Annotated in this window: 22 protein-coding genes and 4 pseudogenes; 18 read left to right on the top strand and 8 right to left on the bottom strand. The window is 70.0% G+C overall.

Translation table 11 applies throughout. The annotated features are described in order from the left end of the window. Positions 1 to 51 precede the first annotated feature (51 nt). From rsmI to OG407_RS22290, 10 genes are all read left to right on the top strand, one after another. A complete protein-coding gene (rsmI, locus tag OG407_RS22335; protein ID WP_328682636.1) occupies positions 52 to 912 on the top strand; it encodes a 16S rRNA (cytidine(1402)-2'-O)-methyltransferase in 861 nt (286 codons plus the stop codon). A gap of 496 nt (positions 913 to 1,408) precedes the next feature. Then, complete coding sequence (locus OG407_RS22330; protein ID WP_405860539.1) at positions 1,409 to 1,837, top strand: hypothetical protein; 429 nt, start codon at positions 1,409 to 1,411, stop codon at positions 1,835 to 1,837. Positions 1,838 to 1,884: 47 nt separating this feature from the next. Continuing rightward, on the top strand, positions 1,885 to 2,778 hold the full coding sequence (locus OG407_RS22325; RefSeq protein ID WP_405860537.1) for a TatD family hydrolase: 894 nt from the start codon (positions 1,885 to 1,887) through the stop codon (positions 2,776 to 2,778). A 132-nt stretch (positions 2,779 to 2,910) separates the two neighbouring features. Further along, a complete protein-coding gene (locus OG407_RS22320; protein WP_405860535.1) occupies positions 2,911 to 4,212 on the top strand; it encodes a ubiquitin-like domain-containing protein in 1,302 nt (433 codons plus the stop codon). A 143-nt stretch (positions 4,213 to 4,355) separates the two neighbouring features. Further along, entirely contained in the window at positions 4,356 to 5,258 is a 903-nt protein-coding gene (gene rsmA, locus OG407_RS22315) for a 16S rRNA (adenine(1518)-N(6)/adenine(1519)-N(6))-dimethyltransferase RsmA (protein WP_328682645.1), read from the top strand. After that, complete coding sequence (locus OG407_RS22310; protein ID WP_405860533.1) at positions 5,255 to 6,163, top strand: 4-(cytidine 5'-diphospho)-2-C-methyl-D-erythritol kinase; 909 nt, start codon at positions 5,255 to 5,257, stop codon at positions 6,161 to 6,163. The genes rsmA and OG407_RS22310 overlap by 4 nt, the downstream gene beginning before the upstream one ends. A gap of 227 nt (positions 6,164 to 6,390) precedes the next feature. Next, on the top strand, positions 6,391 to 8,193 hold the full coding sequence (locus tag OG407_RS22305) for an ABC-F family ATP-binding cassette domain-containing protein (protein WP_405860531.1): 1,803 nt from the start codon (positions 6,391 to 6,393) through the stop codon (positions 8,191 to 8,193). A gap of 190 nt (positions 8,194 to 8,383) precedes the next feature. Further along, positions 8,384 to 10,132, top strand: coding sequence for a PQQ-binding-like beta-propeller repeat protein (locus OG407_RS22300; protein WP_405860529.1), 1,749 nt, complete (start codon positions 8,384 to 8,386; stop codon positions 10,130 to 10,132). Positions 10,133 to 10,178: 46 nt separating this feature from the next. Next, positions 10,179 to 12,008 carry a PQQ-binding-like beta-propeller repeat protein gene (locus OG407_RS22295; protein ID WP_405860527.1) on the top strand — a complete coding sequence of 610 codons (1,830 nt, stop codon included), beginning with the start codon at positions 10,179 to 10,181 and terminating at the stop codon, positions 12,006 to 12,008. A 236-nt stretch (positions 12,009 to 12,244) separates the two neighbouring features. Further along, complete coding sequence (locus tag OG407_RS22290; RefSeq protein ID WP_405860525.1) at positions 12,245 to 12,937, top strand: LuxR C-terminal-related transcriptional regulator; 693 nt, start codon at positions 12,245 to 12,247, stop codon at positions 12,935 to 12,937. Positions 12,938 to 13,169: 232 nt separating this feature from the next. Here OG407_RS22290 and OG407_RS22285 read toward each other — a convergent pair whose 3' ends face one another. Together OG407_RS22285 and OG407_RS22280 are read right to left on the bottom strand one after the other, a co-directional pair. Next, on the bottom strand, positions 13,170 to 13,397 hold the full coding sequence (locus OG407_RS22285) for a DUF397 domain-containing protein (protein ID WP_405860523.1): 228 nt from the start codon (positions 13,395 to 13,397) through the stop codon (positions 13,170 to 13,172). Then, positions 13,394 to 14,245: a helix-turn-helix domain-containing protein gene (locus OG407_RS22280; protein WP_405860521.1), complete on the bottom strand. Its 852-nt coding sequence runs from the start codon at positions 14,243 to 14,245 to the stop codon at positions 13,394 to 13,396. Before OG407_RS22280 ends, OG407_RS22285 begins: the two co-directional genes overlap by 4 nt. A gap of 227 nt (positions 14,246 to 14,472) precedes the next feature. On the opposite strand from OG407_RS22280, the gene OG407_RS22275 reads away from it, so the two are divergent. Beyond that, positions 14,473 to 14,880: an ATP-binding protein gene (locus OG407_RS22275; protein WP_405860519.1), complete on the top strand. Its 408-nt coding sequence runs from the start codon at positions 14,473 to 14,475 to the stop codon at positions 14,878 to 14,880. A 220-nt stretch (positions 14,881 to 15,100) separates the two neighbouring features. Here the strand turns inward: OG407_RS22275 and OG407_RS22270 are convergent. Further along, a pseudogene (locus OG407_RS22270) lies at positions 15,101 to 15,387 on the bottom strand (transcriptional regulator); the annotation flags it as partial. Positions 15,388 to 15,656: 269 nt separating this feature from the next. Here OG407_RS22270 and OG407_RS22265 point away from each other — a divergent pair. After that, a pseudogene (locus OG407_RS22265) lies at positions 15,657 to 16,348 on the top strand (class I SAM-dependent methyltransferase). Between the two features lie 191 nt (positions 16,349 to 16,539). On the opposite strand, the gene OG407_RS22260 reads toward OG407_RS22265, so the two are convergent. Beyond that, positions 16,540 to 16,878 (bottom strand): hypothetical protein, encoded by a 339-nt coding sequence (locus tag OG407_RS22260; RefSeq protein ID WP_405860517.1) that lies wholly within the window; start codon positions 16,876 to 16,878, stop codon positions 16,540 to 16,542. Positions 16,879 to 16,900: 22 nt separating this feature from the next. Next, entirely contained in the window at positions 16,901 to 18,589 is a 1,689-nt protein-coding gene (locus OG407_RS22255) for a sodium:solute symporter family protein (RefSeq protein WP_405860515.1), read from the bottom strand. A 157-nt stretch (positions 18,590 to 18,746) separates the two neighbouring features. Between OG407_RS22255 and galT the strand changes: the two genes are divergently transcribed. The 3 genes from galT to galK are packed head-to-tail and all read left to right on the top strand — an operon-like array spanning position 18,747 to position 21,932. Next, positions 18,747 to 19,805: a galactose-1-phosphate uridylyltransferase gene (gene galT / locus OG407_RS22250; RefSeq protein ID WP_366496974.1), complete on the top strand. Its 1,059-nt coding sequence runs from the start codon at positions 18,747 to 18,749 to the stop codon at positions 19,803 to 19,805. Further along, the gene (gene galE / locus OG407_RS22245; protein ID WP_405860513.1) at positions 19,805 to 20,767 is read left to right on the top strand and encodes a UDP-glucose 4-epimerase GalE; all 963 of its coding nucleotides are present in this window, start codon (positions 19,805 to 19,807) and stop codon (positions 20,765 to 20,767) included. The genes galT and galE overlap by 1 nt, the downstream gene beginning before the upstream one ends. Positions 20,768 to 20,789: 22 nt before the next feature. Continuing rightward, positions 20,790 to 21,932 (top strand): galactokinase, encoded by a 1,143-nt coding sequence (gene galK / locus OG407_RS22240; protein ID WP_405860511.1) that lies wholly within the window; start codon positions 20,790 to 20,792, stop codon positions 21,930 to 21,932. A gap of 141 nt (positions 21,933 to 22,073) precedes the next feature. Here galK and OG407_RS22235 read toward each other — a convergent pair whose 3' ends face one another. Together OG407_RS22235 and OG407_RS22230 are read right to left on the bottom strand one after the other, a co-directional pair. Further along, entirely contained in the window at positions 22,074 to 23,300 is a 1,227-nt protein-coding gene (locus OG407_RS22235; RefSeq protein WP_405860509.1) for an MFS transporter, read from the bottom strand. Between the two features lie 92 nt (positions 23,301 to 23,392). Next, entirely contained in the window at positions 23,393 to 23,863 is a 471-nt protein-coding gene (locus OG407_RS22230; RefSeq protein WP_405868539.1) for a GNAT family N-acetyltransferase, read from the bottom strand. Positions 23,864 to 24,124: 261 nt separating this feature from the next. Here OG407_RS22230 and OG407_RS22225 point away from each other — a divergent pair, with 261 nt between their 5' ends. The 3 genes and pseudogenes from OG407_RS22225 to OG407_RS22215 form a co-directional block, all read left to right on the top strand. Beyond that, positions 24,125 to 24,892: a response regulator transcription factor gene (locus OG407_RS22225; protein ID WP_033284298.1), complete on the top strand. Its 768-nt coding sequence runs from the start codon at positions 24,125 to 24,127 to the stop codon at positions 24,890 to 24,892. Positions 24,893 to 25,090: 198 nt separating this feature from the next. Next, a pseudogene (locus tag OG407_RS22220) lies at positions 25,091 to 25,201 on the top strand (DNA-binding response regulator); the annotation flags it as partial. Between the two features lie 512 nt (positions 25,202 to 25,713). Beyond that, positions 25,714 to 25,812, top strand: a pseudogene (locus OG407_RS22215) (DNA-binding response regulator); the annotation flags it as partial. Here the strand turns inward: OG407_RS22215 and tamR are convergent. Continuing rightward, positions 25,771 to 26,268 (bottom strand): MarR family transcriptional regulator TamR, encoded by a 498-nt coding sequence (tamR, locus tag OG407_RS22210; RefSeq protein ID WP_328682685.1) that lies wholly within the window; start codon positions 26,266 to 26,268, stop codon positions 25,771 to 25,773. The pseudogene OG407_RS22215 and the gene tamR overlap by 42 nt on opposite strands. Positions 26,269 to 26,361: the final 93 nt, after the last annotated feature.

Raw genomic sequence — 26,361 nt, 5'->3', positions numbered from 1 at the left:
AGGGAACAGGTCTGTGTGAGTCCCGCCTCTCTCCCCTGAGAGGATGGAAACGTGACAGTTGCTCCCGGAACTCTGGTCCTTGCCGGCACCCCCATCGGCGACATCGCGGACGCCCCGCCGCGCCTCGCCGAGGAGCTGGCGGGTGCCGACGTGGTCGCCGCCGAGGACACGCGACGGCTCCGGCGGCTCACGCAGGCGCTGGGGGTGCAGCCCAAGGGGCGGGTCGTGTCGTACTTCGAGGGCAACGAGGCGGCGCGGACACCGGAGTTGGTCGAGGCGCTGCTCGGCGGCTCGCGCGTGCTGCTGGTGACCGACGCCGGGATGCCGTCCGTGTCCGACCCGGGGTACCGGCTGGTCGCCGCCGCCGTGGAGAAGGACATCAAGGTCACCGCCGTACCGGGACCGTCCGCCGTGCTCACCGCGCTCGCGCTGTCGGGGCTGCCGGTGGACCGGTTCTGCTTCGAGGGGTTCCTGCCGAGAAAGGCCGGAGAGCGCCTGTCGCGGCTGCGCGAGGTGGCCGGTGAGCGGCGGACCCTCGTCTACTTCGAGGCACCGCACCGGCTCGACGACACCCTCGCCGCGATGGCCGAGGTGTTCGGCGCCGAGCGCCGGGCCGCCGTCTGCCGCGAGCTGACGAAGACGTACGAGGAGATCAAGCGCGGCCCGGTCGGCGAGCTGGCCGAGTGGGCCGCGGAGGGTGTGCGGGGGGAGATCACCGTCGTCGTCGAGGGCGCCCCCGAGAAGGCCGAGGAACTCGGCGCCGACGAGCTGGTACGGCGGGTGCGGGTGCGCGAGGAGGCGGGGGAGCGGCGTAAAGAGGCGATCGCCGCCGTGGCCGTCGAGGCGGGCGTTCCCAAGCGCGAGGTGTTCGATGCGGTGGTGGCGGCGAAGAGCGCGCAGAAACCCGTTTGAGGGCACGCGGGACTCCCGGCGGGCGTACGGGAGATTCCTGCGGGGCGCACGCGAGATTCCTGTGGCGGTACACGTGGGATTCCTGCGGCGGTACACGCGAACTTCTGTCGGACTTTGTGCGGGAACCGCTGTCGCCGGGCTTCGTACAAGCACCCCTGCCGCGCCGGGCCTCGCGCGAGAACCCCCGCCGGGGTCGCGCGGAAACCCCATCTGACCTGCGGCGAAAGTTCCTCTGAGCGAGGCGCGACTCCCATGAGCGCGCGCCCCATGACGGGGCAAAGCGCGGTCACGAAGTGCAAAGCCCGAACCGCCTTGACGGGGCGATTCGACAAGGAAAGTCCAAATCGCCTCCAACAGTCGACAGGACTGATGCATTCGCCCTGCTGGAGGCGTCCACTGGATGAAGGGACGCACCCGTCCCTCGCCTCCAACGGGATTCCGGGGGGAATCCCCTCGCCGGGGGCGCTTGTCCAGCGGAAAGCAAGCAGGAGCTGGCATGAGTGAGATCGCAGGGCAGACCGGCGTCCGTGGCGCTGCCACGGCCGTGGTCAACGAGTCGTACTCCTTCGCCTGCATGCGGTGCGGGCACGGCTGGGAGCAGTCGTACGAGATAGAGCACCACGTCGACACCGACGGCCACCAGTTCGTGATGTACGTGGCGGAGGGTCAGGTCGTGCCGTCACCGCTCAGCCGGCCCGCCTGCCTCAACTGCGACGGGCATGTCGTACGCATCATGCGCGCGGGCCAGGTCTCGTCGGTACGGGAGGCCGCGCAGCGGCAGTACCAGGCGCCGCGGCCCCGGGCCGCCACCGCAGCGGAGGGTGCGGACGGCGACGACGCCGCCGTGACCCCGCTGCCGGAGCGCGAGGACCACCACTGGCACCTCTCCGACCTCCTGCACCCGTTCCACCGCAAGGCGAGCTGACCGGCTCCGACGACCGGGCGGGCATGCCCCTTTCGTAGGATCGGGGCATGCCTTCCTCCAGCGGTAGCGGTAGTAGCGATAAGAACGCGGCGCCGCCGCTCCCGGAACCCCTCCGGGTGGCCGTCGCCGACTCCCACACCCACCTCGACATGCAGTCCGGCACGGTGGACGCGGCGCTCGCCAAGGCCGCGTCGGTCGGCGTCACGACGCTCGTCCAGGTCGGCTGCGACCTGAAGGGCTCCCGCTGGGCCGCCGAGACGGCCGCCCGGTACGACGCCGTCCACGCGACGGTCGCCCTGCACCCGAACGAAGCCCCGCGCATGGTCCACGGAGACCCCGACGGCTGGTCCCGGCAGGGCGCGCGCGTACCCGGTGGTGAGGCGGCCCTGGAGGAAGCCCTCGCGGAGATCGACCGCCTCGCCGGACTCCCGCAGGTCAAGGGCGTCGGCGAGACCGGCCTCGACTACTTCCGCACCGGGCCCGAGGGCAAGGCGGCCCAGGAGAAGTCGTTCCGCGCCCACATCGAGATCGCCAAGCGGCACGGCAAGGCCCTGGTCATCCACGACCGCGACGCCCACGCCGACGTCCTCCGCGTTCTCAAGGAGGAGGGCGCCCCCGAGCGCACGGTCTTCCACTGCTACTCCGGCGACGCCGAGATGGCCGAACTCTGCGCCCGCGCCGGGTACTTCATGTCCTTCGCCGGCACCGTCACCTTCAAGAACGCCCAGAACCTGCGGGACGCGCTCGCCGTGGCCCCCCTGGAGCTGGTCCTGGTGGAGACCGACGCGCCCTTCCTCACCCCCGCCCCGTACCGCGGACGGCCCAACGCGCCCTACCTCGTTCCGGTCACGGTGCGCGCGATGGCCGCCGTACGGGGCATCGAGGAGGACGCGCTGGCGACGGCGCTCGCGGCCAACACGGCCCGGGCGTTCGGCTATTGAGAGTCCGCACGACGCTTCGAGGCTCCATCGAACACAACTCTGGGTAGCCGTGCCGCTTTGGAGAGTGACGGTCACTCCGCTAGGTTCTGTTGGCCCGATCCGGACCCCCGTGGCCTTCTGGAGCGTGTCGGCGTGAGCAACTACGAGACCTACGAGACGTACGACCGCGGTGTGCGCGCCGACGCGTACACCGACGGGCCCACCGAGGTGTACGAGGACACGTACCGCCCCGCCTACGAGGCGTACGAACCCGTGTTCCCGCGGCAGACGGGAACCGTCCCGCCGGGGAGCGAGCCGCCGGCCCGGCACGGGCGGCGGCGAAGAGCCGAGCGCTCCGACTCCGGCTCCGCGATGCGCCGGCTGGTGCCGCAGGCGCTGGTCGTCGCGTTCCTCGCCGGCGGCACGACCGCGTTCGTCGCCAAGGACAAGGCGATCGAGCTGAACGTCGACGGCAAGCCGCGCACCCTGCACACCTTCGCCGACGACGTCACCGAACTCCTCGCCCAGCAGGGCGTCGACGTAGGCGCCCACGACGTGGTGGCCCCCGGCCGCGACGCGCCCCTCGCCAGCGGCGACGAGGTCGCGGTGCGCTACGGCCGCCCCGTGCGGCTCACCATCGACGGCCACCGGCGCGAGGTGTGGACCACGGCCCGCACGGTCGACGGGGCCCTCGAACAACTCGGCGTACGGGCCGAGGGCGCCTACGTCTCCACCTCGCGCTCCCAGCCCATCGGCCGCGCCGGACTCGCCCTCGACGTCCGCACCGAACGCACCGTCACGATCATGGCCGACGGCCGCGCCCGTACGATCCGCACCAACGCGGCGACGGTCGGCGAGGCGGTCCAGGAGGCCGGTATCGGCCTCCACGGCGAGGACACCACCTCGGTCCCGCCCACCAGCTTCCCGCGCGACGGCCAGACGATCACGGTCCTGCGAGTGACGGGCACGCGCGAGGTCCGCGAGGAGGCGATCCCCTTCAAGGTGGAACGCACCGACGACCCCACCCTGTTCAAGGGCACAGAGGTGGTGGAGCGGGCAGGCCAGCCGGGCCTGCGCCGGGTCACCTACACCCTCCGCACGGTCAACGGCGTCAAGGAGAAGCCGCGGCGGGTGGACGACGAACTGGTGCGGGAGCCTCGCTCGCAGCTGGTGAAGGTCGGCACGAAGGCCATGCCCACCTCGGTACAGGGCGCCGACCAACTGAACTGGCACGGCCTCGCGACCTGCGAGTCCGGCGGCCGCCCCGGCGCGGTGGACCCGTCGGGCACCTACGGCGGCCTCTACCAGTTCGACACCCACACCTGGCACAGCCTGGGCGGCAGCGGACGCCCCCAGGACGCGAGCGCGGAGGAACAGACGCTGCGGGCGAAGAGGCTGTACGTGCGCCGGGGTTCAAGCCCGTGGCCGCATTGCGGGACGAGACTGCACGGCTGAGGGATGGGGATGGAGGATGGGGGCTTGGGGGCGCCAGCCCCCAGTCCCCAGGGGCGCGGGGAACTGCGCGACCAGCCACAGCGGACCCGCAGCCGAATGACGGCCAAGCCCAGCGCAGCGGCCCCGCCCCGTAACCTAGGGACGTGAGCAGCAACCCCGACGCCCTCCTGGGCCCCGCCGAAATCCGCGAACTGGCGGCAGCCCTAAACGTCCGCCCCACAAAACAGCGCGGCCAGAACTTCGTGATCGACGCGAACACGGTCCGCCGCATCGTCCGCACCGCGGACGTCCGCCCCGACGACGTGGTGGTGGAGGTAGGCCCCGGGCTCGGCTCACTCACGCTGGCGCTCCTGGAGGTCGCCGACAGGGTCACCGCCGTGGAGATCGACGACACCCTCGCGAGCGCGCTCCCGGCGACGATCGCGGCGAGGATGCCGGACCGGGCGGACCGTTTCGCGCTGGTGCACTCGGACGCGATGCAGGTGACGGAGTTGCCGGGCCCGCCCCCGACCGCGCTGGTGGCCAACCTCCCCTACAACGTGGCCGTACCGGTCCTCCTGCACATGCTGGAACACTTCCCGACCATCGAACGCACCCTGGTGATGGTCCAGGCAGAGGTCGCCGACCGCCTGGCCGCACCGCCCGGTTCCAAGGTGTACGGCGTCCCGTCCGTCAAGGCGAACTGGTACGCCGAGGTCAAACGAGCCGGCTCCATCGGCCGCACGGTCTTCTGGCCCGCCCCGAACGTGGACAGCGGCCTGGTGGCGCTGACCCGCCGCCCCGAGCCCCTGAAGACGACAGCTACGAGGCGCGAGGTCTTCGCCGTGGTGGACGCGGCCTTCGCCCAACGCCGCAAGACCCTCCGGGCGGCACTCGCGGGCTGGGCGGGGTCGGCGGCAGCGGCGGAGGTGGCACTGGTCGCCGCCGGGGTCTCGCCGCAGGCGCGGGGCGAGTCGCTCACGGTCGAGGAGTTCACGCGCATCGCGGAGGCCGCATCATCCCGGGGGACGACCCCCGAACCCCCGAAGGAGCAGGGTCAGCAGTGAGCGTCACCGTCCGCGTTCCCGCCAAGGTCAACGTCCAGCTCGCGGTGGGTGCCGCGCGGGCCGACGGGTTCCACGACCTGGCCAACGTCTTTCTCGCGGTCGGCCTCTACGACGAGGTCACCGTGACCCCCGCCGACGAACTCCGGGTCACCTGCGCGGGCCCGGACGCGGCCCAAGTCCCCCTGGACGGTACGAACTTGGCGGCGCGGGCGGCCGTAGCACTCGCCGAGCGGTACGGCCGTAGCCCCGCCGTGCACATCCACATCGCCAAGGACATCCCCGTCGCCGGCGGTATGGCGGGCGGCAGTGCGGACGGTGCGGGCGCGCTGGTGGCGTGCGACGCGTTGTGGGGTACCGGTGCCTCGCGGGCCGAACTGCTTGACATCTGCGCGGAGTTGGGCAGCGATGTGCCGTTCGGTCTGGTGGGCGGGGCGGCGCTCGGTATCGGGCGGGGCGAGAAGCTGACCGTCCTGGAGACCGGCGGCACCTTCCACTGGGTGTTCGCGATGGCCGGGCGTGGGCTGTCCACCCCTGCTGTCTTCCGGGAGTTCGACCGCTTGGGCGAGGGCACCGACATCCCCGAGCCGGTCGCCTCCCAGCCACTCCTCGACGCGCTCGCGAAGGGCGACCCGGACGCGCTCGCCGCCGCCGTCTCCAACGACCTTCAGCCCGCCGCCCTTTCGCTCTTCCCGGAACTGGCCGACACCCTCGCCGCGGGCCGCACCGCGGGCGCCCTCGCCGCACTCGTCTCCGGCTCGGGCCCGACGACGGCGTTCCTCGTCCGCGACCCCGCCTCGGCGGCGAAGGCGGCGGAGGCCCTGACAGCCTCCGGCACCTGCCGAACGGTCCGTACGGCGACGGGCCCGGCGCCGGGCGCGACCGTCCTCGACGTGCCTTCGGCCTGACCGGAGTCTTCGGTTCGACCGACCCCCGCCCCGCCCCCCCGTCCAGTTCGACCCGCCCTCCCCGTCACCATCTCCCCCTCCCCGCCAACTGCGCGACCAGCCACAACGGAGCCGCAGCCGGAAGGCGGCGCTTCGCGGCGAGGACACCGCGCCTGACCTGCCCGGATCGTCGGCCTTCCGGCGCGCATTACTCTGGGAGGCTGACCGTCCCCCCTGTCAGGAGAGAAATGGCCGTCAACCTGGTCAATGTCGAGAACGTCAGCAAGGTGTACGGCACCCGTGCCCTGCTCGACGGTGTCTCGCTCGGTGTCTCCGAAGGGGACCGGATCGGGGTCGTGGGCCGCAACGGAGACGGCAAGACCACCCTGATCCGGATGCTCGCCAAGCTGGAGGAGTCCGACACCGGACGCGTCACCCACTCCGGCGGACTCCGCCTCGGTGTCCTCACCCAGCACGACTCCCTCGACCCGGAGGCGACCGTCCGCCACGAGGTCATCCGGGACATGGCCGACCACGAGTGGGCCGGCAACGCCAAGATCCGCGACGTGCTGACGGGACTCTTCGGCGGGCTCGACATGCCGGGCTTCCCGCAGGGACTCGACACCGTCATCGGCCCGCTCTCCGGCGGCGAGCGCCGCCGTATCGCACTCGCGAAGCTGCTCATCGAGGACCAGGACCTGGTCGTCCTCGACGAGCCCACGAACCACCTCGACGTCGAGGGCATCGCCTGGCTCGCCCAGCACCTGCGCGAACGCCGTTCCGCGCTCGTCTGCGTGACCCACGACCGCTGGTTCCTGGACCAGGTCTGCACGCAGATGTGGGACGTGCAGAAGGGCGACGTCTTCGAGTACGAGGGCGGCTACACCGACTACGTCTTCGCCCGCGCCGAGCGCGAGCGCATCGCCGCCACCGAGGAGACCAAGCGGCAGAACCTGGTCCGCAAGGAGCTGGCCTGGCTGCGCCGGGGCGCCCCGGCCCGTACGTCCAAGCCGCGCTTCCGCGTCGAGGCCGCCAACGAACTGATCGCGGACGTGCCGCCGCCGCGCGACACCAGCGAGCTGATGAAGTTCGCGTCGTCGCGCCTCGGCCGGACCGTGTTCGATCTGGAGGACGTGACCGTCCAGGCAGGGCCCAAAGTCCTGCTGAAGCACATCACCTGGCACCTCGGCCCCGGCGACCGCGTCGGCCTGGTCGGCGTCAACGGCGCCGGCAAGACCTCCCTGCTGCGCGCCATGGCCGAGGCCGCCCGCAGCGACGGCGACACCCAGCCCGCGGCCGGCAGGGTCGTCGTAGGAAAGACGGTGAAGCTCGCCTACCTCTCCCAGGAGGTGGCCGAACTCAAGCCCACGCTGCGGGTGTTGGAGGCCGTGCAGCAGGTGCGCGAGCGGGTCGATCTCGGCAAGGGGCGGGAGATGACCGCCGGGCAACTGTGCGAGACGTTCGGCTTCAACAAGGAGAAGCAGTGGACGCCGGTCGGGGACCTGTCGGGTGGTGAGCGGCGCAGGCTGCAACTCCTCCGGCTGCTCATGGACGAGCCCAACGTCCTCTTCCTCGACGAGCCCACGAACGACCTCGACATCGAGACCCTGACCCAGCTGGAGGACGTCCTCGACGGCTGGCCCGGGTCGATGATCGTGATCTCGCACGACCGGTTCTTCGTCGAGCGCACCACTGACAAGGTGTACGCCCTCCTCGGCGACGCGACCCTGCGGATGCTGCCGCGCGGCATCGACGAGTACCTGGAGCGGCGCCACCGTATGGAGGAAGTCGCCGCCGCCGCCGTCCCCGTCGTGGAGAAGTCCGCACCCGCCGTGAGCGCCGCCGACCAGCGGGCCGCGAAGAAGGAACTCCAGAAGATCGAGCGGCAGTTGGACAAGGTCTCCGAGAAGGAGACCAAGCTGCACGCGCAAATCGCCGACAACGCCACGGACTTCGCGAAAGTCGCCGAACTGGACGCTCAGCTGCGGGACTTGAGCGGCGAGCGGGACGAGCTGGAGCTGCGGTGGCTGGAACTCGCCGAGGACGCGTGAAGGGTGAGTGAAGGCGCATAACGGGGGCGTCACGGGCCGGTCCTCCCTTGGGAACAGGGGGGAACCGGCCCGTTCCTCATGGACAGCTCAGTGATAGAAAGGGCCGTCTGAGACCTGCTTGAACGCGCCTCCGAATCCTTCGCGAACCTCGGGGCGTGGCTAAAAATCAGTGAACGAGGGGGAGCCGCTGATGACTCAGCCGCCCGAACAGACGCCGTCCGGCGGTTACGGAGCGCCGCCGAACCAACCGCCACAGCCACCGTCGGGCGGCTTCGGGGCCCCGGTTCCGCCGCAGCCCGGCTACGGCTACCCGCAACAGCAGCAGCCACAGCAGCAGCCACAGCAGCAGCCACAACAGCCCGGCCCCTACGGCTATCCGCAGCAACCCGGTCCCTACGGCCAGCCGCAGCAGCCGGGGCCGTACGGTCAGCAGCCGCCCTACGGCGGGTACGGATACCCGCCGCCCGCGCCCCAGTTCACCCCGCCGCCCCCCGGCGGCGGCTCCCGCAACCCCTTCAAGGGGCGGCCCGCGCTGGTGATCGCGGCAGCGGTGGCGGGGCTGTTGGTCGTCGGCGGCACGGTGTGGGCGGTCACCGGCGGCGGTGACGACAAGAAGCCGGTGGCCGAGAAGAGCGACAGCCCTCAGCCCTCCGGCAGCAGCGCGGCCGACGACCCCGCCAACCCCGGCGACGGCAGCGGCGACGGCCGTTCCGACCCCGAGAACCTCAACGAGGGCCGTAAGTCCGGCGAGGCGAAGGTGCTCTGGTACAAGGAGGCGCCGGACGCGCCCGGTTCCGGCGCCGACGCCCCCGGCATGTGGATCACCGGCAGGACGGCGGTGAAGGCGGCGTACAAGGAACTCGTCGCCTACAACGTCGGCAACGGCAACCCGACCTGGCCCACGGTCACCTTCCCGCAGAAGATCTGCGCGGTCACCCCGGTGAAGTCGGACGACGGCAAGATCGTCGTGGCGTACGAGAGCGGTGTCAGCGACAACGCCAAGTGCAACCAGCTCCAGCAGCTCGACCTGAGCACCGGGGCGAAGGGCTGGACGGCGGTCGTCCCGGACGGCGACCTCTTCGACAGCGCGCTCAGCATCGGGCTGTCGGTCACCGGCAGGACGCTCATGGTGGGCCGCTCGGAGTCGGGGATCGCCTACGACATCGACAGCGGCAAGAAGCTCTACGAGAAGAAGAAGTACGGCGCGGCCTGCTTCCCGGGCGCGTTCGCGGGCGGCGCGAAGCTGATCTCGGTCGCGTCCTGCGGGGCGGGCTCCTCCACCGAGCACGACGAGGTGCAGGAGCTGGACCCGGCGACCGGCGAGGCCAGGTGGACCAAGTCGATCCCCAAGGGCTGGACGGTGGACCACGTCTACTCCGTGGACCCGGTCGTCCTCTACATGACCGACTCCGACCACAAGCACTGGAACATCTCGACGCTGAAGAACGACGGTTCGGTCCGCTCGCAGGTCGACTCCAAGGCCACCTTCGCGCCCTCCTGCGGTTCGTCGTTCATCGACAACGACCTCCAGAGCTGCCAGGGCGTCGCGGTCGACGCGAGCACCCTGTACCTCCCGACGGACGCGACGACCGGCGCCAACCAGATCGTGGCGATCGACCTGGCCACCGGCAAGGAGAAGTGGCGCGTCAAGTCACCCGCGTCCGAGTCGATGGTCCCGGTCAAGGTCGAGGGCGGCAAGCTCCTGGCTTATGTCGACGCCTCCTACGACGCGGGCGGCCAGATCGTGTCCGTCCCCACGACCGGCTCCTCCCACAAGACGACGAAGCTGCTGCGGATGCCCGCCGGCACCGCGCAGATCGAGTCCAGCTTCTTCTCCCGGGACATCGACTACGTCGACGGGCGCTTCTACATCTCGTCGACCCGGCTGAACGGCAATGACGACACGAAGGAGAAGTTGATGCTCGCGTACGGCAAGTGAGACCCCGACTTCTCCCCGCCCCGCCGTCCTCCCCGAGGTACTCGTCATGACCCAGCCACCACCGCCCCCGCCGAACCAGCCCCCGCAGGGCGGCTTCGGCCCACCCCAGGACCAGCCCCCGCAGCAGCCGCCACAGACCCCGCCGGGCTACGGCCACCCGCAGGCGCCTCCGCCCCAACAGCCGGTCTACGGCTACCCCCAGGCACCCCAGCAGCCCCAGGGACCCCCGCAGGCCCCGCCGCCCGGCTACGGCTACCCGGGCCAGCAGCCGAACCCGTACGCCCAGCCGCAGCAGCAACCGCAGCAGCCGTACGGTCAGCCGCAACAGCCCAACCCCTATGGCCAGCAGCCGGGTTACGGCTACCCGGGGCAGCCGACCATGCCGCTGCACCCGCAGCCGGGCCAACCGGGCGGCGGCGGGCGGAAGTTCGGGGCGCCCGCGGTGATCATCACCGCCGCGGTCGTGGCGATCGCGCTGATCGTCGGTGGCGGGATCTGGTACGCGTCCTCGTCCGGCAAGAAGGACGACGACACGAAGAAGACCGCGACCGCCGGCGGCTCCACGGGCGGCACGAACGGCAAGGGCGGCACCGGCGGCACGACTTCGGGCGGCAAGGAGAAGGTGCCCGCCGACACCGCCTCCAAGGTCCTCTTCCAGGTCCCGATGCCCAAGGTCGCCGACACCATGGTGACCTCCGGCTCCTGGCTCACCGACAAGGTGTACGCCAAGACCGGCAGCGCCGAGGTGGTCGGCTACAACCGCGACACGGGCGCGAAGCAGTGGACGATCAAGCTCCCGGGCCCGGTCTGCCAGGCCACGAAGCACACCACGACGGACGGCAGAACGGCCATCCTCTACGAGCCCGCCATGCCGACCAAGGACAAGCCCTCGCACGGCTGCAGCCAGATCGCCGCGATCGACCTGAACGCGGGCACCAAGCTGTGGACGAAGACCGCCAACTCCGGTGACCAGCCGATCAGTTTCGAGAACGTCACCGTCAGCGCGAACACCGTCGCCGTGGGCAGCACCGACGGCGGCGCCGCCTTCGACATGTCCACCGGCAAGGTCCTGTGGAGCCCGAAGACCGCCGACTGCTACGACGCCGGCTACGGCGGCGGCGCCAAGCTGGTCGCGGTGCGCAGGTGCGGCACGTACGACTCGCCCACCCTCCACATCCAGACCATCGACCCGGTCTCCGGGAAGGTGATCTCGGACTACAAGATGGCCCAGGGCATCGAGTACGCGAGCATCGTGTCGACCGACCCGCTGGTCGTCGCGGCCGACGTCGGCGACAGCGCGGGCGACGGCAGCGGCATCTCGGACTTCTTCTCCATCGACAACAGGACGGGCGCCCTGCGCTCCCACATCTCGGCGCCGGGCAAGCAGTACGCGGCCCGCTGCGACGGCATCACGCGCGTCGAGTACTGCACCGAACTGGCCGTAGGGAACGACCGGTTGTACGTGCCCACCGAAGAACACGACGGTTCCGGCGACTCCTACAGCCGGACCAACGAGATCGTCGCCTTCGACCTCGCCACCGGCAAGCAGACCGGCCAGCGCGCCGACGCGGGCGACGGTTACACGATCACCCCGCTGCGCATGGACGGCACCAACGTCATCGCCTACAAGTCCCCGCCGTACGACAAGGGCGGCCAGATCGTCAGCATCGACGGCTCCTCCTTCAAGGAGACCAAGCTGCTGGAGAACCCGAGCACGGAGACGGTACGGAGCACGGAGACGACCTTCCTCCCGGACTACGCGGAGATCCTCTACGGGGAGGGCCATCTCTACATGTCGGCGGTCTACGCGGACAAGGCGTCGACATCGTCAACAGGCGACAAGGATCTGGCTATCGCGTTCGGCACAACAAGCTGACTCACCACGCCCCCCCAGGACCCTCAGGACCCCCACCACCCCCATCACTCCCGAATGCCAGGAATGCGAAAAAGTCCGTCGATCTGGGGCACTTCTCTCCAGTAGGGGCAGCGCAACGTCGAACAAGCGTGTAGCTTCCGGGGGCATGAAGAGCGGGGGTGCTGGGGGCCCTCTGTTCTTGGGGACCGGTGGGCATCCATAGTGGGCATCCATTGGGGGGACTGGGGGGTTGCTCGATGGGAGTGCGGCTGATGGTGGTCGACGACCACCGATTGCTCGCCGAGGCACTGGCCTCGGCGCTGAAGCTGCGGGGACACCGGGTGCTGGCAGCCGCCGCACCCGCGGCGGGCGCGGCCGAGCTGGTGATCACCCGCGCCCCCGAGGTATGCCTGATCGGCACGGCGACACCGGCCGAACCGGGCATCTTCGACCCGGTGATAAAAATCAAACGCGAACGCCCTCAGGTGGCGGTCCTGGTCCTGGGCCCGGTCCCGAGTCCCCGAGGCATAGCGGCGGCCTTCGCCGCGGGCGCGTCCGGCTACGTCCGCCACGACGAGCGCATCGAGGGCGTGGAGCGGGCGATCATGAAGGCGAGGGCGGGCGAGGCGGCCGTAGCCCCGCAGCTGTTGCAGGGCGCCTTCAGCGAGCTGCTCAACCCGGCAGCCCAACCGGACGACGAGGGCCAGCGGTTGTTGCAGATGCTGACGCCGAGGGAGGTCGAGGTCCTGGTCCGGGTGGCAGACGGCGAGGACACCCGCCTGATCGCGGCGGGCATGGGCATCGCCCCGTCGACGGCCCGCACCCATGTGCAGAGGGTGCTGATGAAGCTGGGGGTGGGATCGCGGCTGGAGGCGGCGGCACTGGCGGCGCGGACGGGGTTGTTGGACCGGGCGGGCCCACTGACCAATTCGGCGAGGCCGGACGCGTAGGCGAGTCCTGGTGTCGGTCCGGCGGTGGGTGCGGGAGGAGTCCCGCGTCACGTGGGAGGCCATGAGCAGGCGCGAACACGCGGCCGTCGTCCGAGCCGTCCGTAAGGACGCCTTCCTCGATGTCAGGCCCACTGCTTTCCTCACCGACATCTACGACGGCACCCCGCGGAACGATGTCCGCACGTACGTCCGCCGCGACGCCCGGCGGGTCGACCCTCGGCGTGGAAACGGGTCAGCCGTGACGGTCGACCCGGCCGGCGGTCAGTGTTTCGGACCGTATGCCGTGGAGGAGGGCGGCGAGGGCCGTGGGGGTGGTGGTGAGGTGCGTGGTGGGGGCGTCACTTTCGCGGAGGTGGAAGGCGGTGGGGGTGGTGGCGAGTTCGATGCAGTTGTTGCCGTCGCCGCTGCCGGAGAAGGACGACTTCTGCCAGTTGTTGGGGATGGCCACGGTGCGCCTCACAGTTCCTTCGCCAGCCTATGGATGAGGTCACGCGACTGTTCCGGGTCGAGTGACACCGCCTCCACTTTACGGAAGAGCGTTCGAAAGGCGCCGAGTTGGGCTTCGGAGTCGATGAAGGCCGCGCCGTGGGGTGCGTCGCGTACCGCAGTATCGAGCTTCGGTACGGCACCTCCCGCATACATCATGGCGTTCGTGGCACCGGCGAAGTCGTCCAGGACGAAGGGGATGACGCGCACGGTGATGTGTTCCGCTTCGGAAAATTCGAGAACGCGGGCGAGCTGAGCTCGTGAGCAGGTTCGACCGCCGACCTTGATCCGGAGCGCCGCCTCGTGGATCACCGCCTCGTAGGGGGCTGGAGTGGTGCCCTCGATGATCGCCTTGCGATCCATACGATGGCGCACGCGCAGTTCGAGGTCGTCAGCCGGGAGTTCGGGGACTCGGTACGAAAAGACGGCGCGGGCGTAGTCCTCGGTCTGGAAAAGCCCGGGGATGTGCAGAAACTCCACGTCGAGTCGGTAGGTGGAGTGGTGCTCCAATTCGGCGAGGTCCAGGAACGGTGTGGGCAGCAGACCCCGGTACTCCTCCCACCAGCCGAGTGTCCGATCGGTCGCCATGGCCACCAGCGCTTCGATCAACTGGGTGTCCGTACAGGCGTACTGGGCGGCAAGTTGCCGTAGGCGCTCCTCGCTCACGCCCGCCGTGCCGAACTCGATCTGACTCATCTGAGCCGAGTCCGTCCCGAGCAGCGCGGCGGCTTCGCGCCCCTTGAGCCCTGCGGCCTCACGCAGTTTCCGCAGTTCCGCGCCCAGACGTTCCTGGCGTGCGGTGGGTTTTTTCCTGCGCGCCACGACTTCCTCCTCGTACCTGAGTGCCCCGCGAGGGCAACTCGTTCGAGGGGCAGATTACGGGAACGGCTTGCGTGGTCCCAAATTGTGACCCTACTGTCCGTGGTGCGACGCATACTCTGCGGATTTCCGGACCCTCGGAAGCGCACCACCCCGTCCTGCCATGACGGTGTGGCAGGCCACCGCCGGTGAACCGCGTCAACTCCCCACGCCACCAATGGAGTTCACGCATGCCCGAAACCGAGCCCTGGGAGTACTCCCTCTCCGTGCCGCACGATCGCCGTGCCGTGACCGTCTGTCGCCGCACCCTGCGCCTGGTCCTCACCGCGCACGGCCTCATCCGGGTCGTGGACACCGCCGAACTCCTCGCGACGGAGCTGGTGGCCAACGCCGTACTCCACACCAAGGGGCCGGTGATGCTCCGTGTGCGGTGGTCGGCGGGGGTGCTGCGCGTCGGGGCGTGGGACGCGGATTCCGAACCCCCTGAACCGCCGGGGCAGTTGGCGAACCTGTTGGACGCCGAGGCAGGGAGAGGGCTGGCGCTGGTGCGGGCATGCGCCGACTCCTGGGGGTGGCAGCCGTTGTCGAGGAACGGGCAGCGCGGCAAGTACGTGTGGTGCGAACTGGACGTGGCCTAGGTCCAAGAACGTGGCCGGCACCAACTCCCCAGGAGGGCGGGGCTGTTCCGTGTGCGGCTCCGCCGCGCGGGCACGACCGGCCACAGTCCCCCCGCACCCGATCAAGTCGCCTGCAAGGCCGGTCCGTCCGGCTGTGAACCGTGTTCCTGAAGAAGCGGCTCGCGTCCCCCAGTCGGTAACTGATCGGCAGCCGGAAGGCGGCGCCAGGGCTCGCCGTGTGTCAGCTCGCCTGCTGACGTACAGCTGCCTGCAACTCACGGACGCCGGTTGTACGCGGGTGCCGCTCTGCGAGTTCGTGGACGATGCCGCGGATCGCGGGCCGGTCCCGGACCTCGGCAGGGCTGGCGCGGTACGCGGAGAGCGGTGCCTGGGCGGTCTGCTCCGGCCGCTGCCACGCCCACCATGCGCGCGCCATGTCGGTGCCCAGCCGGGCCTTGCGTTCGGCGGTCGGGAATTGCTCGGGGCGCAGGTCTTTCCGGCTTCCAGGGCTGCGGCCCCTGCCGCCCCGGCAACGACTCGCACGGACCGACGGGTCCGTCGGGCCCTGGCCGACTCCGGATGCTGTTGGCGAATCCGATGCGGCCCGGCCACCCCCCCCCCAGGGAAATGTGACACTTCCCGCGCGAGTGTCACATTTTCTCAGGTGGACAGGGTTGCCCCGGCCCGCTGACGGGATTGGCCAACAGCGGCCGACTCCGGCCAGGGCCCGGCGCACGAGGCGGTGAGAATCTCCGGAACCGGCCCGGTGCCGGACCCCGCTCGCCAAGACTGTCCGGGTGACGACCACCCCCTCAGACCTCTGGCACCACTACGGCCGCACCCGCGCCGAGCACGACCGCGCGGTCCCGACACCTTCCACTGGAACTGGAACTGGAGCCAGGACAGCGGCCCCGGCCCGGAAGCACTGGGTGATCTGTCCGGACTGGTCGTCGGGGACCTCGGCGCCGGAGCCGCACGGCACGCCGCCCACCTCGTCATCCACCACCGGCCCTCCCAGGTCGTGGCTGTAGATGCCTCGCCGGGCCAACACGAGCTGGCCGTAGACCTGTTCGGCCACCTCACACCACGCCTGAGCATCGTGTCGTCTGATGCCGTGTCGCATCTGCGGGCGACGGTCAGTACGTATGACGTGCTGTACAGCGTCTTCGGCGCGCTCGACTTCACCGACCCTCGCGAGCTGTTGCCTGCGGCTGCCGCTGCTCTCAGGCCGGGCGGACGCTTGGTGTTCTCCACCCTGGCGCATTACCTGAGCGGCGCTTCCGCACAGCCGGACGTTGTAGCCGCCGCCGTTCCGGCGAAGACCCCGGAAGGGGAAACGTGCACGATGCGTCGGTGGGTGCTCCAGGAGCAGGGCTGGGTGAAGGTCTTGGACGAGGCCGGGTTCACCGAGACCGCCGTTGACGTGCTGCCGTCGACCGCCGAAGGACCAGGCACCGCGGACACGCTGCTGGTCACCGCGGTGCGTTAGCTCTGATCACCGAGCTCAGCCTTCAACTCCCTTGTTCGGAGCGGGTGTTGCCTGGGGGCGCGGGGCTGTGACATGTGCGGCTCCGCCGCGCGGACGCGACCAGCCTCGCTGAACAACCCCGCCGGCGCCGACACCCCAGGGGCGCGGGGAACTGCGCGACCAGCCACAGTCCACCGCACCCGGCAACCGACCTAAGCCCCCTCTTCCTCCTCCGGGACCTCCGCCACTTCCACCGGAGGTGTCGGTCGCAGCTTCAGCCAGCCCAGGAAGAAGATCCCCAGCAGCAACATCGCGATCCCGGTCCAGAGGTTGATGTTGACGCCCTCCGCCTTGTCCAGCGTCGCCTGGGACGGGCTGATTCCGGCGATCGTGACGATGACGCCGTAGACGACGAACAACCCCCCGATGATCAGCCGTAGATCGAACAGGCGGGACGCAGTCGTCGACTTGCCCTCCAGCTCACTGACCTCGCGCTGGACGTCATGCTCGGAGTGCCCTGAGTGTTCGGAGTGCCCTGAGTTCTCAGACATGGTTTTCTCAATCCTCCCGCGGCTAGAACGAGAACGGGATGTAGCAGAGGGCGGCCAGGATCACCGCGCCCCAGCCGAGGAGTGCGGGCCGGCGGTACCATGCGTCGTCGCCCGCGGCCGGTGCCTCGGTCATGCCGGGTGACGTCGTGCCGTAGACGAGCCCTTGAAGCTGTTCCGCCGACTTCGGCTGGGTGAACAGGGACACCACGAACATGACCACCGCGCCGGCGACGAAGCCGGCGATCGCGGAGACGAAGTTGGCGCCCTGGTCGGAGGGGATGGAGATGATCCCCTGCTTGTAGATCCAGAAGTAGTTCACCATCGCGGTGACCGTGCCCGCGAGCAGGCCCCAGAAGCCGGACTTCGGGGTGGCCTTCTTCCAGAACATGCCGACGATGAAGACGACGAACATCGGGACGTTGAAGAAGGAGAAGAGGGTCTGGAGGTAGCTCATGATGTTGGAGAAGGACGAGGCCAGGAAGGCTGTGCCTACTGAAGCCGCTACGCCGACCACCGTGATCAGGCGGCCGAAGCGGACGTAGTACTCGTCCTCGCGGTCCGTCACGACGTACTTCGCCCAGATGTCGTTCGTGAACACCGTGTTGAAGGACGACACGTTGGCCGCCATGCCTGCCATGAAGGCGGCCAGGAGACCGGTCACCGCGATGCCTAGGACGCCGTTGGGCAGCAACTCCTGCATCAGGTACGGGATCGCGTCGTTGTACTGCAGGTCCGAGCCGCTGGTGCCGATCTTCGGGACGAGCGCCGCCGCGACCAGTCCCGGGATCATCACCAGGAACACGATGAAGACCTTCGGGTACGCGGCGATGAGCGGGGTGCGCTGGGCGGCCGACAGGTTCTTCGCGGAGAGGGCGCGCTGGACCTCGGCGAAGTTGGTCGTCCAGTAGCCGAAGGAGAGGACGAAGCCGAGGCCGAGGACGATCGTGAGCCAGTTCGCGCCGAGCGGGTTCACGCTGCCGATGCCGGTGCCGCCCCACGCGGTCGTGAAGTTGTGGCCGTGGGCCGCGTCCAGCTTGTGGGTCAGCCCGTCCCAGCCGCCGACCTTCTTCAGGCCGAGGTAGGAGATGGGGATCAGGGCGGCCAGGATCACGAAGAACTGGAGGACTTCGTTGTAGATCGCCGACGACAGCCCGCCGAGGGTGATGTACGCGAGCACGAACGCACCGGCGACCACGATCGCCACCCACTGCGGCCAGCCCAGCAGCGCCTCGACGACGATCGCGAGGGCGTACAGGTTCACGCCCGCGATCAGGATCGCGGCGAAGGCGAACAGGATCGAACTCAGCAGGTGTGCGGCCTTGTCGAAGCGCAGCAGCAGGAACTCGGGGACCGAGCGGACCTTCGAGCCGTAGTAGAAGGGCATCATCACCAGGCCGAGGAAGACCATGGCCGGGATGGCGCCGATCCAGTACCAGTGGACGGTGTACGCGCCGTACTGCGCGCTGTTGGCGGCCATGCCGAGGATCTCGGTGGCGGCCAGGTTGGCCGAGATGAAGGCGAGTCCGGTGATCCACGCGGGCAGCGAACGCCCGGAGAGGAAGAAGTCGAGGCTCGTCTTCACCGATCTGCGGGCGGCCAGCCCGATGCCGAGGACGACCACGAAGTAGATCGCCAGGATCGTGTAGTCGAGCCCGTTGGTGGGGAGCCGGAGCTCGGCGGCGAGAGAGGTGGGGGTCTGCAGGGTCTGCATCAAGCGCTCACCTTGGTTGATGTCTGGTTGATGTCTTTGGTTGGTGTTCTTTGTTTGATTTTGATGGTGACGACTGGGGGGATCGGTGGTTTGATGTGTTTAGTTCTGTGTGAAGCCCGGATGCGGCGTGGATGTACGTACGGATGGAGAGCCCGGCGTGAAGAAGACCTCGACCCGGTTGGCCGACGGTCGTGAGCTCATCTACTACGACCTGCGGGACGACACCGTGCGCGACGCGGTGGACCGACGCCCGCTGGAGCGCACGGTCACCACTTCGGAGGTACGGCGGGACGTGCTGCTCGGTGACTCGGTGGCGATCGCCTCGCACCGCCAGGGCCGCACCTACCACCCGCCGGCCGACCAGTGCCCGCTCTGCCCGACCACGGGCGATCGGCTCAGCGAGATTCCGGACTCGTCGTACGACGTCGTCGTGTTCGAGAACCGTTTCCCCTCGCTGGCCGGGGACTCCGGGCGCTGTGAGGTGGTCTGCTTCACCTCCGACCACGACGCGTCCTTCGCCTCGCTGACCGAGGAACAGGTGGCCCTCGTCCTCGACGCGTGGACGGACCGGACGTCGGAGCTGTCGCATCTTCCCTCCGTCGAACAGGTCTTCTGTTTCGAGAACCGCGGCGAGGAGATCGGCGTGACGCTCGGTCATCCCCACGGCCAGATCTACGCCTACCCCTTCACCACCCCGCGCACCGCGCTGATGTTGCGTTCACTCGCGGCCCACAAGGAGGCGACCGGCGGGGAGAACCTCTTCGACTCGGTCCTGGAGCGCGAACTCGCCGGTGAGCGGGTCGTCCTTGAGGGTGAACACTGGGCGGCCTTCGTGCCGTACGCGGCGCACTGGCCGTACGAGGTCCACCTGTATCCCAAGCGCCGGGTGCCCGATCTGCTCGGGCTGGACGAGGCGGCCCGCACAGAGTTCCCCAAGGTCTATCTGGAACTCTTGAGGCGCTTCGACCGGATCTTCGGTGAGGGCGAGCCTCCGACGCCGTACATCTCCGCCTGGCACCAGGCGCCGTTCGGCACGCTGGAGGAGTTCGACGGGGTGAGCAGGGACGACTTCGCTCTCCACCTTGAGCTTTTCACCATTCGCCGTACGTCCGGCAAGCTGAAGTTCCTCGCGGGTTCCGAGTCCGGCATGAGCGTGTTCATCAACGACGTGCCGCCGGAGTTCGCGGCCGAGCGACTGCGAGAGGTAGCGAGTTGATGAGCGGTAAGTACCTGGTCACGGGCGGCGCGGGATACGTCGGCAGCGTGGTCGCCCAGCACCTGCTGGAGGCGGGCCACGAGGTCACCGTCCTGGACAACCTCTCGACGGGTTTCCGCGAGGGCGTGCCCGCGGGTGCCACGTTCGTGGAGGGCGACATCCGCGACGCGGGCAAGTGGCTGGACTCGTCCTTCGACGCGGTCCTGCACTTCGCCGCCTTCTCGCAGGTCGGCGAGTCGGTCGTCAAGCCGGAGAAGTACTGGGAGAACAACGTCGGCGGCTCGATGGCCCTCCTCGCCGCCATGCGCGAGGCCGGCGTCCGCAAGCTCGTCTTCTCCTCCACGGCGGCCACGTACGGCGAGCCGGACGAGGTCCCGATCGTCGAGACCGCCCGGACCTCCCCGACGAACCCGTACGGCGCGTCGAAGCTGTCGGTCGACTTCATGATCACCAGCGAGGCGGAGGCCCACGGCCTGGCCGCCGTCTCCCTCCGCTACTTCAACGTGGCGGGTGCGTACGGCAGTTGCGGTGAGCGGCACGCCCCCGAGTCGCACCTGATTCCGCTCGTGCTCCAGGTCGCGCAGGGCAAGCGGGACGCCATCTCGGTCTTCGGCGAGGACTACCCGACGCCGGACGGCACCTGCGTCCGTGACTACATCCACGTGGCGGACCTGGCGGACGCGCACCTGCTGGCGCTGAAGGCGGCCACGCCCGGCGAGCATCTGATCTGCAACCTGGGCAACGGCGAGGGCTTCTCCGTCCGCCAGGTCATCGAGACGGTCCGTCAGGTCACCGGGCACCCGATCCCCGAGGTCGTGGCCCCGCGCCGCGGCGGCGACCCGGCGACCCTGGTGGCCTCGGCGGCCCGGGCCAAGGAGCGCCTCGGCTGGAACCCGTCCCGCGCGGATCTCGCGGGCATCGTCGCGGACGCGTGGGCGTTCGCACAGAACGTATCGAACTGATCGAAGGGCTAGGGGATCGCACGTGGGTGTACGTGAGGGCTTCGAGGAGCTGTACGGGACCGCTCCCGAGGGCGTCTGGGCCGCGCCGGGCCGGGTCAACCTGATCGGCGAGTACACCGACTTCAACGAGGGCTTCGTGATGCCGCTCGCCCTGCCGCACACGGCGGTGGCGGCGGTGTCCCGCCGTACGGATGGCGTCCTGCGCCTCCACTCGGCGGACATCGAGGGCCCGGTCGTAGAGCTGCACGTGGACGAACTCGCCCCGCGCACGAACACGAGCTGGGCCGCGTACCCGGCGGGTGTGGTGTGGGTGCTGCGCGAGGCGGGCCATCAAGTCACCGGCGCGGACATCCACTTGTCGTCCACGGTCCCGACGGGCGCGGGCCTGTCGTCGTCGGCCGCCCTTGAGGTGGTTACGGCCCTGGCCCTGAACGACCTCTTCCAACTCGGCCTATCCGCGCCGGAGTTGGCGCGTTTCTCGCAGCGCGCGGAGAACGACTTCGTCGGCGTCCCCTGCGGCATCATGGACCAGACGGCCTCGGCCTGCTGCGAGGAGGGCCACGCGCTCCACCTCGACTGCCGCGACCTGTCGATCCGTCAGATCCCGTTCGACCTCGCGTCCGAGGGACTGTCGCTGCTGGTCGTCGACAGCCGGGTGAAGCACGCCCTCGGCGACGGCGCGTACGCGGAACGCCGGGAGGGCTGCGAGGAGGGCGCGCGGCAGCTGGGCGTCCCGTTCCTGCGGGACGTGGCGTACGAGGACCTGGAGTCGTCACTGGCACGCCTCTCCGACGAGCGCGTGCGGCGCTACGTCCGCCACGTGGTGTCGGACGACCACAGGGTCGACCAGGTCATCACCCTCCTCGACGCGGGAGACGTACGCGCGATCGGCCCGGTCCTCACCGAGGGCCACGCCTCCCTCCGCGACGATCTCCGCATCTCCTGCCCGGAGTTGGACCTCGTGGTCGACACGGCGGTCGGCGCGGGTGCGCTCGGCGCGCGCATGACGGGCGGCGGCTTCGGCGGCTCGGCGGTCGTCCTCGTGGAGGCCACGGAGGCGGACACGGTCACGAAGGCGGTCGAGGAGGCGTTCGCGGCGGCCGGATACACGGCGCCTCGGGTGTTCCCGGCGGTGCCTTCGGCGGGGGCGCGGCGGGTGGAGTGAGCCTGGGGTGCGGCCTGCGGGCGATCGGGGTCGTGTGACGTCCGGGTGTGCGGCGGGGGAGGAGCCATGTGGTCGGCTGGGCCGAACTCCGTGACCGTCCCGGCCGCACACCCTCGGCATCAGCCGGGATCCGGGACGCACTCAAGGAGCGGTGAGCCTCCGTACCCCCGGAGCCAGCAGCGCCGCCCCCGTCGCGAGTACCACCAGCCCCGCGCACCCCGCGAGCGTGTGACCCAGGCCCACCGCCGCCGACAGCGGGCCCGCGATGAGCAGACCCAGTGGGGCGAAGGCCAGGGAGCCGAAGCCGTCGTAGGAGCTGACTCGGGAGAGGGATTCCTCGGGGATCTCTCGGTGGATGGTGGTGGCCCACAGGACGCCGAAGACGTCGCTGGAGACGCCGGCCGTGAACATCGCGGCGGCGATCAGCCAGACGGGGGCCCGTACGGCGAGGAGGGCTACCGGTAGCGCCGTCGGGAACGTGGCCAGGACCGCCACCAGGATCGGGCGGTGGACGCGGACGCGGGCGGCCAGGCCCGCGCCGGCGATCGTGCCCAGGGCCTGCGCGCCGACGATGAGCGACCAGGCGCGGGCTCCGCCGAGGTAGCGGTCGGCGGTCAGGGGGCCGAGGACTCCTACGTTCGCGTTCAGCGCCGCCACCACGATCGACCACTGCGCCACCACGACCCACAGCCACTGCCGGGACGCGAACTCCCGCCAGCCCTCCCGGAGATCGGCCCAGCCGGAGGACTTCTTCGGCGGGCGGGCCGAGACCGGGAGGCGGGCGGTGAGGGCCGCGCTGAGTGCGAAGGACGCGGCGTTCAGGGCCAGCGCCCAGCCGGGGCCGACCAGCGCCACCGTCACGCCCGAGAGCGACAGGCCCAGGAGCAGCGCGCTGTTGGTGCCCACCCGCAGAAGGGCGTTCGCCTGCTGCAACCGGTCAGTGGGGACCACCAGCGGCATGATGCCGTTCATCGCCGGGGCGAACAGCGCGGTCGCCGTGCCCGCCGCCACCGCCAGCAGACACATCGCCGGGAGCGGGGCGTGCCGGGTCAGGACCATCGCGGCCAGCGCCGTGTAGGCCCCGGCCCCCAGCACATCCGCCAGCGCCATCAGGCGGGCGCGTGACATCCGGTCCGCGATGACCCCGCCCACCAGGATGAACACCAGCTGCGGCAACGCCTGGCAGGCCAGGACCAGCGAGAGCCGGCCCGGTCCGGCGCCGGGCAGCGCCAGTACCGCGAAGGCGAGTGCGACCCGGGCGAATCCGTTGCCGAGTACGGAGACGGTGCGGGCGGAGGCGAGCAGCACGAACGGCCGCTCACGCCACAGCGAGGATTTTCCGGAGCCCTGCGTCGAAGTGAGTGTCACGGCCAGGGACTTTAGAGGGTCGACCTCAACGCGCGTCCACAACCGGCCACTTCACCGGCCCGGCCGGACGGAGCGCGTCCCCGGCGGCCTGGTCACCCGGGGTTGGTCCGGTCCAGCCTCTTCGTCAGGGTGTACTCCGTGAGCCCCGGCGGATAGTCCGGGATCACGCACACCACCTCGTACCCCTGCTTCTTGTAGAAGTCCGGCGCCTGGAAGTTCCACGTCTCCAGGCGGGCCGCCCCGCAGCCGCGCTCGTCGTGGGCGATGCGTTCCGCCTCGGCGAGGAGGCGGGAGCCGAGGCCGGTGCCGCGGTGGCGGCCGTCCACCCACAGGTACGTCACGTGCAGCCAGTCCGCCCAGGTGTGGCCGACCAGCCCGCCCGCCAGCTCGCCAGCGTCGTCCAACGCCCACACCTGGAGCGGAACTTCACGTTCGCGAGGGGTTCCGCGCAGGGCGCGCAGCACCGGGGATGCTGCCGTGTTGGTTTCGAGCAGCCGGGCGCGGAGCAGATCGCGTCGCTCCTTGTCGACTTCCGTCTCAATACGAAACATGCGGCTCACCATAAACGTGCCGGACAATCAGTTCTGCAAATTGGGTTCCGCTGCTGCGCCCCAGCCGTACGCTGTGAGCAGCACCGGTGGGGGCCGGTGCTGTTCAGGGGGCGAGACAAGTCGGGTACGACGCCCGATGTGGGGGTAGCAGTGTCAGCACGGCGGCGGCCGTGCGGCTTCGGCCTCTCCCGGGCGTCGTACCCGCAACCATCACTTCGTCTCCCGACGATGAGGTATCCCCTGCTCCACCAGGAGCCTGGGGAAGGGGGTTTCGTGGTTCGCATCCGAGTCCTGGTCGTCGACGACCATCGCATCTTCGCCGAATCGCTCGCCGCGGCACTGGCCGCCGAGCCCGATGTCGACGTGTCCGCGGCGGGCAGCGGTCCCGCCGCGCTGCGTTGCATGGAGCGCGCGAACGCCGAGGGCCGCAGATTCGACGTCCTGCTCGTGGACGCCGATCTGGGCGGCAACGTGCCGGGCGTCCGGCCCGCCGTACCCGTACAGGCGGGCAACGAGGACGGGCTGGTGGACGGGATCTCCCTGGTCGCCGGGGTCCGTTCGGCCCAGCCGAGCGTACGGATGGTCGTGCTGGCGGAGAAGGACGATCCGCGCCGGGCCGCGCTGGCCCTGCAGGCCGGGGCGTCCGGCTGGGTCGCCAAGGACTGCTCGCTGTCCAGGCTTTTAACCGTCATCCGAGGGGTGCTTCGCGACGAGACGCACCTGCCACCCGCCCTGCTGACCGGCGTCCTGCGTGAGCTGACGGCCGCACGCAAGCACCGCACCGAGAGCGAGCGCCTGGTGGAGTCCCTGACTCCGAGGGAACGGGAAGTGCTCCGCTGCATGGTGGCGGGTCTCGGCCGGAAGGCGGTCGCCGAGCGACTCTTCCTCTCCCCGCACACCGTCCGCACGCATATGCAAAACGTGCTGGGCAAGTTGGGCGTCCACTCCACCCTCGCGGCGGTGGCTCTCGCCCGGCGTGCGGGCGTGGGTCCGGTGGACCTGGCCGGGGATGTTGTCGAGCGGGGCGGTCAACTGGCGTAGCGGGCCTGCCGGTTCGGCCTGTTGGGTGCGGGAGGGTTCCGCGCGTGGTGGGCAGTTGGGTGTCCGCTCCACGCTTGTGTGCCGCGTGGGGGTGGGTCCCGTCGGCCTGGCCGGGGATGTTGTCGAACGGGGCCTGGGCGGTCAACTGGCTTAGCGGGTCTGCCGGTTCGGCCTGTTGGGTGCGGGAGGGTTCCGCGCGTGCCGGGCTGGTTGGGCGTCCGCTCCACGCTTGTGTGCCGCGTGGGGGTGGGTCCGGTCGATCTGGCCGGGGATGTTGTCGAACGGGGCCGGGGCGGTCAACTGGCTTAGCGGGCCTGCTGGTTCGGCCTGTTGGGCGTGGGAGGGTTCCGCGCGTGCCGGGCTGGTGGGGCGTCCGCTCCACGCTTGTGTGCCGCGTGGGGGTGGGTCCGGTCGATCTGGCCGGGGATGTTGTCGAACGGGGCCGGGGCGGTCAACTGGCTTAGCGGGTCTGCCGGTTCGGCCTGTTGGGTGCGGGAGGGTTCCGCGCGTGGTGGGTAGTTGGGCGTCCACTTCACCCTCGTGTGCCGCGTGGGGGTGGGTCCCGTCGGTCTGGCCGGGGATGTTGGCGAACGGGGCCGGGGTGGTCAATTGGCTCAGCGGGTCTGCTGGTTCGGCCTGTTGGGTGCGGGAGGGTTCCGCGCGTGGTGGGCAGTTGGGCGTCCACTTCACCCTTGTGTGCCGCGTGGGGGTGGGTCCCGTCGGTCTGGCCGGGGATGTTGGCGAACGGGGCCGGGGTGGTCAATTGGCTCAGCGGGTCTGCTGGTTCGGCCTGTTGGGTGCGGGAGGGTTCCGCGCGTGGTGGGCAGTTGGGCGTCCACTTCACCCTTGTGTGCCGCGTGGGGGTGGGTCCCGTCGATCTAGCCGGGGATGTTGTCGAACGGGGCGGTCAACTGGCGTAGCAGGTCTGCCAGTTCGCCCCGTTGGGCGCGGGAGAGTTCCGCGAGGATCGCGCGCTCCTGGGCCAGCAGGCCGGCCAGGGCCTGGTCCGCGCGGTCCTGGCCCTCCTCGGTGAGGCGGACCAGCACGCCCCGGCGGTCGCTGGGGTCGGGGAGCCGCTCGACCAGGCCCTTCTTCGCGAGCCGGTCGATACGGTTCGTCATCGTGCCGGACGTGACCAGGGTCTGGGTCAGCAGCTGGCCGGGGGAGAGCTGGTAGGGGCTGCCCGCGCGCCTGAGCGCCGTCAGCACGTCGAACTCCCAGGGCTCCAGGCTGTGCTCGGCGAACGCCAGCCGGCGGGCCCGGTCCAGGTGCCGGGCCAGTCTGCTCACCCGGCTGAGCACCTCAAGTGGCTCCACGTCGAGGTCGGGGCGCTCCCGGCGCCACGCTGCGACAAGCCGATCGACCTCGTCCTCCATGACGATCAGTGTAGTGGTTGTGTCGACATGAAGTCTCTTGATATCAAGCCTCTCGATTCGGAGTCTCTTGACATCAAGATATATGGCCGAGGA

Source organism: Streptomyces sp. NBC_01515, assembly GCF_045040345.1.
GTDB lineage: Bacteria > Actinomycetota > Actinomycetes > Streptomycetales > Streptomycetaceae > Streptomyces.
Note: the sequence above shows the minus strand (reverse complement) of the source record. Positions and strands in the feature narration are given on the sequence as shown.